The sequence below is a fragment of the Chryseobacterium sp. Marseille-Q8038 genome (assembly GCF_965111995.1).
Map to the genome: position 1 here is coordinate 44904 of NZ_CBCOPN010000002.1, position 12262 is coordinate 57165.

Sequence of the window (12262 nt, forward strand, 5' to 3'; positions counted from 1 at the left end):
ATCTCTGCCGCGTAAAATAGGTCGTATGATTTCGGCAGATTTAGGATCTTCTTTTATTAATTCATTTCTCTTATTCCATCAATAATAAAAGCTTCATTAAATCCAGTCAAAATTCCACGATAGATATTAATATCCCAGTTTTGTAAAGGAGTTCCAATAGATTCGATTTTATCTTTTATCTCTTTGTTCTATATTACTCAGAATAACTTCCGAGGAACTGAAATCTGTAAGAACAACAAATTGTCTAAAATAATCGCTCATTTCCTTGTTATTATTATTGCATAGAATTATTTTAGACAGTATAGGTATAAATTAAATCAAAATAGCATAACAATTTTTAACAACAAATACAATGATTTACGGATACATCAGAGTAAGTACAGACAAACAAACAGTAGAGAACCAACGTTTTGAAATCAATCAATTTTGCCAGTATCAGGAAACTATAGTAGACAAATGGATTGAAGAAACGATCTCCGGTGCAAAAAATGTGGATGATAGAAAGCTGGGTAAGCTTTTAAAAAAGATGAAGAAGGGAGATATTCTTATTTGCTCTGAGCTTTCCAGACTAGGAAGAAATCTATTAATGATTATGGGTATTCTTAATGAATGCATGAATCGGGATATACAAGTATGGACTATCAAAGACAATTATCGATTAGGGAGTGATATTAGCTCTAAGGTGTTAGCCTTTGCTTTCGGACTTTCTGCTGAGATCGAAAGAAATTTAATTTCCCAACGAACTAAAGAAGCTTTAGCAAGAAAACGGGCGGAAGGAGTTATTTTAGGAAGACCTAAAGGAAGTAAATCTTCAAAAACTAAACTTACAGGTCATGAAAAGAAAATTCAGGAGTTACTTGATAAAAAAGTATCCTATTCTGCAATTGGAAGAATCCTAGGGGTACACAGATTGACTGTAAGCAGCTTTGTAAGCAGACAAGAAAGTCTCCATTTAAATTAAAAATAAAAGGTTCAGCTTGTGCTGAACCTTTTTTATATTTTAAATAAGTTATCCCTTCTCAATCAACCTCTCCAGCCTCCCCATCATTTCATCCTTCTCCTTCAGCATCCTTTCATAAAGTTCCATCTTTTCTTCATGCAACTTCTTTATTTCATCAATTGGGTTTACATTAAAAGTAGGAGTATGTCCTGTGTTCAGGAAAGAACCGTTATCAAACGTATTAGAAATAATATTCACCGCCTGCTCCTCATCAAAATTCTGAAATGCTTCCACCGGAATTTTCAATACTTCAGAAATTCTTTTCAGTAAAGGGTCTTCAATAATTTCTTTCTGTTCCAGCAGAGAAACTTTCTTCTGGTTCCAGTCGTCCCCAAGGTCAAGAGCCAATGCTTCCTGCTTGATGCCCAGCATTTCTCTGAATCGTTTTACATTGCGTCCCTGATGTATTTTATGTTCCATGATAATTCAACATTTATGAGGCTTAAATATAGAAAAATATTTATAAAAACGGTGCTTAAAAAACAGCTTAATTACAATCTCTGTTCTTCATGATGATCCTGTGAAACGGGTCTCCTCTCCTATTTCGCCATTTCCGTTTTTATACCCTCTTTTTTTCTTTAAAAACCCAGAAAAAACAAACCCCATTATCCCAATTTCATTTTCTGATGAACACCCTCTGAAAATCTTACAACACCCTATTTTTCTATACTTTGCACTCGCTATATTTGATTCAACAAACAACCAAAAAACACAATATTATGGCACTAGACAATTTAATCAGTGTAAGCTTTTCAAAAACAGATTTGGAAACCATTGACAAAGCGATTCAGGACATCCAGTCTGTACTTACAGGAAAAACCATCAATCTTACTCCTGAACAGCGACAGCAATACGGAAGAATTGCAGAACAGAACAAACTCTTCGTGAATAAAGCCAAAATCTATATGGAACAGTATACGCAATATGTTCCTCCCTTCCTGGATAAAGCAGAATTCGACAAAGATTATACCGCCAGAGAACAGATTGAACAAAGACTGCAACAGATGGATTCCTTAGCAGAACAGCTTTCAGATACCAAAGTATTGCTGGATCACGACAATTATCACAACTCGATCAGCTTTTACAGGAATATCAGATTTCTTTCTGAAGAGAATGTACCGGGAACCAATGTCATTTATGATGATATGAGGCAGTTTTTTGTAACCACACAAACTCCTCAGCAAATTCAAACTCCTCCATCTTCCACAGATCCTAATACTCCTTCTTAGTCAATAGTACTAAAACAAATACATCTTCTCTCCACATGAGCACGTGAAAACGTGCTTTTTTTGTGATTATTCATCTGCCGATTTTTGGTTGAAAACCTCACATTGAGGGAAGTCGAAATGTTCTTGCGTCTTAAAAATACAGTAAGCCTAAAAAACTTTGCGCCTTTGCGTTTCAAACAAATTTCTGATTAGATTTTTTTAAAACGCAAAGTTCTATTAGCTATAATGGATGATTTGAGGAAGCAAAGAAGAGTAGCTACTCTACTGATGAAGCTGTATGGATAGTGAAACGGCTTTTTACAATAGCATTTTACCCCCTCTACCCTCTTCCCAACCCTCTCCAGGCAGTATAACAACCGTCCCGAGCCCCTTATATAACGGCCTGGAGCCTCTTCAGAAGTCCCTGGAGCCCCTTATACAAGTCCGTCTACCCCCTTACCCAAGGGGGTATAGCCCCTTCATGAAGGGGGTGGAGACCGTTCGGAAGTCCCTCCAGAGGCTTATTGAAGTGGCTGGAGGGACTTCCGAAGAGGGTAAAGCCCTTTTTAAGAGCCATTTTATTAAAAAATCTTGTATTTCCGTAAGCAGAGGATGAAGAGGTTTAATAGTATCGCTGCTTCCAATAATTTCTCTTTTAAAAATTTAATAGTCATAAAAAAGCAGATGTTTTTAAATAATACAAAACATGCTATTGCTTCACGAGAATATTTTTGCATATACCAAAGTAACATTCATACAAATAGGTCAGATTTTTACCATCGCCCCATTAGGGTTAAAAAGCAATAACTATAATTTTTTTAGTCAGTTACACCCATTCGGCGGATATTCTTAAACACCTTTTAAAACACTCAAAATCAGTTTAATGTGTACACATTGACGCTCAATTTTATGCACATAAATTACAATATTTTTCACCCCTAAAAAATATTATTATAAATAGTTTTGAAACATTTCTGAGCCTATAAAAGCATCTGATTCTCAAAAAAAGGATAATAAAAGAATTGGATTAACCATGATCTATCAGAACAAACTATGTTAACTTAAAACAACACGGGAATGAAAAAAAATTATCTCAGTGCATTCACTCTATGCACAATCCTCGGCGTATCCGCTCAGGAAGTAGTGTGGCAGAAAGACCTCAAATCCTCCACTCAGGATTTTCTCAGCCAGGTCACTACCACCATCGATCAGCAGTATCTGATCACCGGAAGTTCTATACAGTCAGGAAGCAGAAAGCTGGAGGCTGGAAGTAAGCAAAACAACGGTTACGATTTTCACCTGGTAAAACTGAACCAGCAGGGACAGGAAGTCTGGGAGAAATACTTCTCTGGATTCAACCATGATTATTTATCTGCAACCGTCACCACCCAGGATGGCGGATTTTTATTAGCCGGAACATCGTATTCAGGAAAAGGACTGGATAAAAAAGAAGATTCCAAAGGAGGCTCCGATATCTGGCTGATCAGAATCAATGAATTTGGCGACGAATTATGGCAGAAAACTGTGGGAAGTTCTTCTGATGATGAAGCCAGAGCGGTGATTCAAACCACAGATTTAGGATTTTTTATAGCCGGATCCTTCATCTCCGCCCAGGATTCCAAAATGAAAGGATATGGTTCAAAAGATGTTTTAATAACAAGATTGGACAAAGACGGAAAAGAATTATCCCAATTAATTCTAGGGGGAAAAGGGTTAGATGAGGTAGAAAAAATGATTCCAACCCGTGACGGAGGAGCCTTACTCGGAATTTATTCAAGAAGCTCATCTGTTAAGACAAATAATCAGCAATCAACGACCAACACTAATATTCCGTCTGACAGACCTGCAACCCATAACCTGTTATCTGCAACCTCAAAGCAAAGCGACAGCTTCGGTGAAGGCGACTATTGGATTGTAAAACTCGACAAAAACGGAAAAGTAGAATGGGAAAAGAGCTTTGGAGGGAAAGCAGATGATCATATCAGAACCTTGGCGTTAACTTCAAATGGCTTTGTGATTGGGGGAGAATCCAGATCAGAAAGATCAGGGAATAAAACGGCAGGCCTGGAAGAAGGAACAGATCTCTGGCTGATCGCACTGAACGACAGAGGCGAAGAACAATGGCAGAAGTCCTACAACTTTGGAAACCGTGATGTGCTGATGGGGATGAGTGTGATTCAGAGCCAGGATGCAAGAACCAAGAATCAGGACTTTACCAAAGGAATATTGCTGGGAGGGTTTACTCAGGCAGAAGGAAGAATAGAAAAGGATGATGAAACATTTTGGCTACTGTACATTGACCAGTTAGGGAACGAAGCATGGAGAAAGCATGTGAATGGAGAATCAAGACAAAAAGAGGAAAGACTTTCTGATGTAAAACTGAACAGAGACGGCTCTATTATTCTGGCCGGAACCAGTGCAGAAGAACTGGGGAAAGAAAACTGGAAGATTGTAAAACTGGGAGACAAACAGGTTGACCAGTTGATTGAAAAATACGACATCAAAATTTATCCAAACCCTGTTTCGGATTATGCATATGTTGAAATCGGCTTTGATTTCAAGGATGCTGACATTCTGTTGTATGATATGTCTGGAAGACAGCTTCAAAATCTGAAAACCACAAACAAAGTAACCAAGATCAACACCCAGGCTTTAGTTCAGGGAGCTTACTTGATCACCATAAAAACAGATACCAACAAAACGGCGAATGCCAAACTAATTAAAAAATAACACAAACAATGAGAAAAATAATTATCTGTGCCGGAATATTACTTGCTAATTGTCTTTCTGCACAAGGTTCGACAACTCCTAATGATGTTGGTAAAAATGTACCTGCAGTTTTCCCTCCAACGCCAGAGTCTTTCAAATTCGGAACATATGGAAATATCCCGACGGGATTATTTACCGGGAGTACTAATATTGATATTCCTCTCACTACATTTTCCTCAGGTAATATTGATTTTCCCATTTCCTTAAATTATTCTTCTAATGGAATAAGAGTGGATGATACTAACGGTTCTGTTGGTTTGGGATGGAGATTTATAAATGCCGGAGTGATTACACGAGTTATCAGGGATATGCCTGATGAACTCAATACTCAAGGGAATATTGATACACCTAATATCGACGCATTAGGCTTGAATGATCCCATTGTAAAAAATTATCTGACATTATGTAAAAATGATGAATTTGATTCCGAGCCTGACTTATATATGGCAAATTTTGCAGGAAAAAATTTAAAATTTATTATTAAAAAGAATGGTGAAATTGTACAATTAGAAAAGTCCGGGTGCAAAATAGACAGAGTAAATGGAGGATTTGTTGTAAAGACAGAAGATGGTATGGAGTATACTTTTAACAGTATTGAAAAGGTACGAAATTTCATGACCAATACAGGTGAGCATCACGGATCTACTTTAATAAACACCACCTCATGGTATCTGTCAAAAGTGAAAAGCATTGAAAATAGAGAAATAAATATTGATTATTACGATGTTAATTTTACATCTGTCAATGGAAAATCTCAGTCTATGATTTTTACCAGAGGAAATGGTTCACTAAAATATGGAAATCCTACTTCAAATCCAGATCAGGTAGCATGTTCTGTATCTTGTAATACGTTTTTATATTCTCTTCCTCCAGATATAGGAATGGTATCAGATTCCAATCAGTCGGTTTTAGGAAAACAGATCAAAAAAATCTACGATCAGGACGGAAACTATATTTTCTTTGAATATCAGCAGCGAAATGAAGATTATTACTTACTGAAGACCGTTAAAAAATATGCCTCATCACAACTGATAGAAAATTTAAATCTAACTTATGATATAACAGCCAATGACAGGGTATTTTTAAAAAGTGTTAATGAAGCAAACTCAGGAAAGAAATATTCATTTGAATACAACAACATAAACGGCTTCCCTAATAAACTGAGTTTTGCCAGGGATATGTGGGGATATTATAACGGAGTTATGAATACTAACTTAGTTCCTCAGATTTATAGAAATGACGATCCTCATAAAATTAATTATTACGGAGCCGACCAGCATGTTGATACATCACTGGGACAATTAGGATTATTAAAAAAAATAACATATCCTACGGGAGGATCTACAACTATTAATTATGAAAATCATAAAGTAAGGGAATCTGTTACAGTTTTCACTCAGGGATCGGCAGGAGCTGAAACATTTAATGATATACATACCTATTCAAGCTCATCTCAGGTAACGGTAACCCCCGGAATGGATGGGCCTATCCAAATTAGTGGAGGGAATGCAATTTATGCAGAAGGAAACTGTGCAAATTCACCTATTACTGAAACGGGAAAACAGAGAGCTGATATTACTGTTTATGATTTTAACGGGGCAATAATTGAATCTAAAACCTATTCAACTGATTCCGGAGGAGTTTTTACAGTATATGGGCAAAAGAATAAGCCGGTTACTATTAAAGCAACAGCAGCATTTGCCTGTTCATTTGCATCTGCACATGTCAGCTACTATACTTCAGAGCCTACACAAAGTTATCAGGATCAGTTACTCGGAGGTTATCGTGTTGCATCAACCGTAGATGAGTCAGAGGGTAGCCTTCCCATTACTAAAACTTACGATTATACAAATGCCGATGGTTCGTATTCAACTATTCAGGCTTACAAGCCCTATTTTCTTGAAGATAGAAGCAGTATTTCAACTTGTACGGGAAGCTGTCTGCCTCCTTTATCTTATAGCTATAGTGTTTTAACCTCAACCAATGTTAATCAATATAACTCGTTTAATCCTAATGTTTTCTATAGTAGAGTTGTTGAAAACTTAGGAATAAGAGGGAAAATCATTCATGAATTTGATACAAGCATTGACGATTATGGAAGTATTGCTGGTGATGTGATTTCGGGAACACCTAATTCTAATACAGCATGGAAAAACGGACGAGAGCTTTTTACAACCTATATGGACGGAAATGGGAAGCTACTGAAAAAGATAGAAAATAATTATACTGAAGACAATTCTGTAAGTACAGTATTTTCTCTGGCTACCAGAAAGAAATTTGAACTTATTGGCGGAGGTACAGGTGGCGTTGGAGAGTTTGATAATCTGGATTTTGTATTGTATAAAAATATATCCCGTTTTTCATACCTGCAAAATCAGAAAACAAAAGATTATCTGAATGGTAATACCATGAAAACGGAAACCCAGTATTTCTATAATAATCCTAACCATACCCAGATAACTTCGCAGAAAACCATATTCCCGGATTTGTCTACAACAGAAAAGACCTATCAGTACGCCCATGAAAAAAACAACCAGCTGATGATTGATAAAAATATGGTGGGCATACCTTTAGAAACTCAAACACAGCAAACAGCAAATAATATCACCAAAGTGATCTCCCGTGAAGAAACGGTTTATCCTACCGCTTTGCCCCATGCAACCACGGGAAATTTAGTTCTTCCATTAGCTGAATATTCTTATGATACCCTTAACCCAGCTATTTCTTCTAAGGATGTTACCTATGAAAAATATGATGAAAAAGGAAATATTCTCCAGTACAGGGAGAAAGACGGTACTCCGGTAAGTATTGTCTGGGGCTATAACAAGACCAAGCCGATTGCAAAAATTGTAGGTTCATTATATAGCCAGGTCGAAGGAATGATAAGTACTATCGTGACGAAATCCAATGAAGATGCAGTAGATCCCACCAAAGAAGCTGAGCTATTACAAGCTCTTGATGCCTTTCAGCCTGTGGGAATGGTGACCAAGTATACCTATGATCCTTTGGTTGGGATAACCACCATAACTCCGCCGTCAGGAATCAGGGAACTCTATGTTTATGACAGCGCTAACAGACTGAAACAGGTTCAGGTAAGGGAAAGAGATAATGCAGGAACCAACAGCTATAAAGTGGTGAAAGAATTCAGGTATCACTATAAACAGTAAGCACCCATGAAAAAAACACCCATGAAAAAAATACACCTATTAGGTCTGCTGTTGATCGCCATGCTGACCTCTGCACAAAGTATCTCAGAAAACTATATACAATCCCAAACCTGCCTGAGCGGAGACTGCAGCAAAAAGACAGAAACCCTTACCTATTTCGATGGACTGGGAAGACCCAAGCAAATTGTCAGCGTAAAAGCGACCACAACAGGAAAAGACCTGGTAACTCCCATCACTTATGATGCCTTCGGTAGACAGGTAAAGGATATTCTTCCAGTTCCTGCCAATACCCTCAATTCAGCGATCCATACCGGGATTACCAATGAAACTGCGGCTAATTCTTACTACGGAACAGCCAATGCCTATACAGAAAAGGAGATGGAGAATTCTCCCTTAGACAGGCTAAAGCAAGTGGCTCAGCCTGGTGACCCCTGGAAAATGGCTGGCGGACATACACAAAAGCTTAAATATGAAGTGAACCTTGGTTCAGAGGTAAAGAAATTTATCACGAGTACAACCACGGCTACATCTGGAACAGATCATAAAACCATTTCCTCTGTATCCATAGTACCGGGCAGTGAGTTTTATGCTCCGGGAACTTTATACAAGAATACCGTAACCGATGAAGACGGAACTCCTGTTATTGAGTTTCAAAATGGACGTGGTGAGGCTATTCTGGTACGCAGAACAGATGGAACCCAAAACATTGACACCTACTATGTCTACAATGAATACGGGCAAAAGGCATTCGTCATTCCTGCTTTAGCAGTAAAGAAAATTGAGCAGAATAATAATGTGGTTTCCACCGATATTCTAAACAGCCTTTGCTACCAATACTGCTACGACGGCCAGTACAGGCAGGTGGAAAAAAGACTGCCCGGAAGGGATGATTGGGAATCTGTAGTATATGATGCTTCTGACCGTCCGGTGCTTACCCAGGATGTGAACCTGAAAAATAAAGGGCAATGGCTGTTGACCAAATATGATGCTTTTGGCCGTGTTGCCTATACCGGACTTATTGAAGGAGGAAGCCGCGCAGATCTACAGGGACAGATTACCAATCTTGTTATCAGCGAAACCCCTACAGCTGCAGGTTTTAGCAAAAACGGGATTGTGGTGTATTATACCAATACGCTTTTTACCAATTTCCAGACGCTTCTTTCTGTCCATTACTATGATTCCTATCCAAGAGATACCAAAGAATTTCCGCCTGCAAAAATCCTTGATCAATATGTAATTAACGAAGACAAAGCTCTGAACGGAAGTGCCAATACCCAAGGGCTGCCCACGGCATCTTATGTAAAAAATATTGAGGATGATAACTGGACCAAAACCTATTTCTATTATAACACCAAAGGGGAAAAAGTAAGTGAAAAAAGCTGGAATCACCTGGGTGGATATACAAAAAAGGAATTCAAACTTGATTTTTCCGGTGCTGTAGAAGAAAGCTATACCTACCACAAAAAAGGGGCTTCCGATGCTGAGGTTACCATTCAGGAAAGGTTTGTGTATGATGATCAGAAAAGACTGCTGAAACACTATCACAAGGTGAACAGCCAAATGGAAGAACTGCTGGCAGAAAACACCTACAATGACCTGGGACAGCTTATCAATAAAAAAACAGGAAATACCACGGGTACTCCTTTACAGTCGATAGATCAAACCTACAATATACGTGGATGGCTTACCAAAGTGAATGATCCTGCCAACCTGAACGGAAAGCTCTTTGCCTATGAGCTGAAATACCATAATCCCGCGTATTCTACGGTGTCTACAGGGAAATACAATGGGAATATTGCAGAAATAGACTGGTCAAGCGCAGATACCGGAACATTCAGAAGATATAATTACCAGTATGATGGATTAGATCACCTAAAAAACGGAATCTATTCTGAACCCAATGCCACCGTTCCACAGAATGATTATTACAATGAATCTTTGACCTATGATCTCAACGGGAATATCCAAACCCTTAAAAGAAACAGGTTTTTGACAGGGTTTGGGGCACAGCTGATTGATGATCTTACTTATACTTACAATGGCAACAGAGTAAATACGGTGAGTGATGCTTCAAGTAATTATGCAGGGTATCCCGCTTCAGTATCCACCGCAATTCCTTATGACGGTAACGGAAATATGATCAGCCATGAGGATAGAGGGATCCTGCAGATAGACTATAATTACCTGAATCTTCCCAACTCCATAAAATTTAATAGATTATACAATAGCCATGACTTTGTAAATACCTATAACTTCAACACAAAATACCTGTATAATGCTGCGGGAATCAAGCTAAGAAAAGTTTACACCTATGGAACTGGCAGAGCACAGATTGAAGCCGTCAGCAAAACAGATTATTTAGATGGATTTCAGTATACCAATGAGGTATTAAGCTTTGTCCCAACCTCAGAAGGCTACTATGACTTCATTCAGAATAAGTATATTTACCATTATACCGATCAGGTAGGAAGCATCAGAGTTGCGTATTATAAGGATGCTTCCGGAAACCTGAAAATAGACAGGACTACTCATTTTTATCCTTTTGGATTGGAGTTTGGAGGAGATTTAAGTACTTCCAATTCAATAACACCGAACTATAAATATACTACCCAAGGGCAGGAAAAGCAAACGGAAACGGGATGGAGTTCTTACCGATGGAGGAATTATGATGCTTCAATGGCAAGGTTCTTTAATGTTGATCCGTTAAGTGAGAAATACGCTTATCAATCACATTATAATTTCTCTGAAAATAAAGTAGTAGATCATAGGGAGTTAGAAGGATTGGAGGCTTTGCCTACAAATGCTGCAAAGGTTTATGAAGAAAGATTAAAACGTGCTAATAGTCTTGATGCACGGGGTAATACTGTAGAAGCTTCCAGATTAAGAGAATATGCTGATGCAATACAGGAACTGAACACTTTAATAGTCTCCGCACCTATTTTTGAGATTGAGGAAGTTGTATTAACAGTTAGGGCTGCACAGGGCACTAGTTTTCTTGGAAGGGTTTGGTCTGCAATGAAGGGAATTTTCACAGGAGCGGAAGCCAATGCCGGAATTGCAGAAACAACCATGGGGAAAGTACCTAATCCATATGGGAAAGCAGGAGGACCACTACATCAATCCAAAATAGAAGAAGTTGGGAAAAAATTAGAAGCTGATGGATTTACAGAAATACGACAAGAAGCAATGGTAAGAACTCCAAATGGGAGTAAGTCGAAGAGATTTATTGATATACAGGGAAGAGATCCAAAAACTGGGGAAATTAAACGTTTTCAGGTTGGTAGACAGAATAAAAACGGAACGCCAGTATCAAGAGAAAGAAAAGCATTGGATGATATTGAAAAAGCAACTGGAACACGACCTGAATTTGTTCCATACAATCAAGTTACACCCAAAGTTTTCCCTACTAGAGTAGGTGATGCAGGCAAAATTGCACCTTAATATTTAAAACATAAATAAAATGGCTTCAAAGCAATTAAATTTTTTTATTACACCAGATGATCATAATAGAATCAATGAGATGATTTTAGAAAGCAATATTTTGGTGATACTTAAACAAAATATTTCAGGCACTTCTGAGATTGTTCCTTCTAAGGCATTACCTTCAATTGAAGCTAATATATTTCAACTATACTTAACCACCTCCCAATTCTTAGACAAGATAAAAATTCTTGAAACGGACAATGGTATAAAATATTTTGACATTAATAGGAGTCATTTGTTAGAATTCAGTTTGGGGGCTACTATCCATATGATAGAGATATATTAAATAGTGGCAGACTATATTATGTCAAATCATTTTATAACAATTTGGACGAACTGGAAGAAAAGTCTAATGTATTTTGTGAATGGAGTGATGGTGTTATCAGAAATTTTAAAAAAGAATTTTTGCAAAGATATTCTAATGATAAAGATTTTTTATATTCAAAATCTGCGATAGAATGGATTGAGAAAAATAACGCGGAAGAAATGGGAGGTGGTGTAGGATGGAAAAAGAAGGTTTAAATATTTTATTATAATTTTTCAACTATGCAAGAAATAATTTAGGGTATTGAAATCAATACTCTAAATTTTAACAAAGCACTTTCCGATCAGGTCGGAAACATCAGATTAGCGTA

The 12262-nt window shown here is 37.7% G+C and carries 8 protein-coding genes; 7 read left to right on the forward strand and 1 reads right to left on the reverse strand.

Annotated features, from left to right (window positions below; translation table 11 throughout):
• The first annotated feature begins 352 nt into the window (after positions 1-352).
• Positions 353-961, forward strand: a complete 609-nt coding sequence (locus ACWPWS_RS14060) for a master DNA invertase Mpi family serine-type recombinase (protein WP_454046926.1) — start codon at positions 353-355, stop codon at positions 959-961.
• A 48-nt stretch (positions 962-1009) separates the two neighbouring features.
• On the opposite strand, the gene ACWPWS_RS14065 is transcribed toward ACWPWS_RS14060, so the two are convergent.
• Positions 1010-1420, reverse strand: a complete 411-nt coding sequence (locus ACWPWS_RS14065) for a helix-turn-helix domain-containing protein (RefSeq protein ID WP_454046927.1) — start codon at positions 1418-1420, stop codon at positions 1010-1012.
• A gap of 299 nt (positions 1421-1719) precedes the next feature.
• On the opposite strand from ACWPWS_RS14065, the gene ACWPWS_RS14070 reads away from it, so the two are divergent.
• From ACWPWS_RS14070 to ACWPWS_RS14095, 6 genes are all read left to right on the forward strand, one after another.
• Entirely contained in the window at positions 1720-2229 is a 510-nt protein-coding gene (locus tag ACWPWS_RS14070) for a hypothetical protein (protein WP_454046928.1), read from the forward strand.
• A 1056-nt stretch (positions 2230-3285) separates the two neighbouring features.
• A complete protein-coding gene (locus ACWPWS_RS14075) occupies positions 3286-4938 on the forward strand; it encodes a T9SS type A sorting domain-containing protein (protein WP_454046929.1) in 1653 nt (550 codons plus the stop codon).
• 8 nt (positions 4939-4946) lie between these two features.
• The gene (locus ACWPWS_RS14080; protein ID WP_454046930.1) at positions 4947-8144 is read left to right on the forward strand and encodes a hypothetical protein; all 3198 of its coding nucleotides are present in this window, start codon (positions 4947-4949) and stop codon (positions 8142-8144) included.
• Between the two features lie 21 nt (positions 8145-8165).
• Entirely contained in the window at positions 8166-11585 is a 3420-nt protein-coding gene (locus tag ACWPWS_RS14085; protein WP_454046931.1) for a DUF6443 domain-containing protein, read from the forward strand.
• A gap of 19 nt (positions 11586-11604) precedes the next feature.
• A complete protein-coding gene (locus tag ACWPWS_RS14090) occupies positions 11605-11913 on the forward strand; it encodes a hypothetical protein (RefSeq protein WP_454046932.1) in 309 nt (102 codons plus the stop codon).
• A gap of 41 nt (positions 11914-11954) precedes the next feature.
• Positions 11955-12149: a hypothetical protein gene (locus ACWPWS_RS14095; RefSeq protein WP_454046933.1), complete on the forward strand. Its 195-nt coding sequence runs from the start codon at positions 11955-11957 to the stop codon at positions 12147-12149.
• Positions 12150-12262 lie beyond the last annotated feature (113 nt).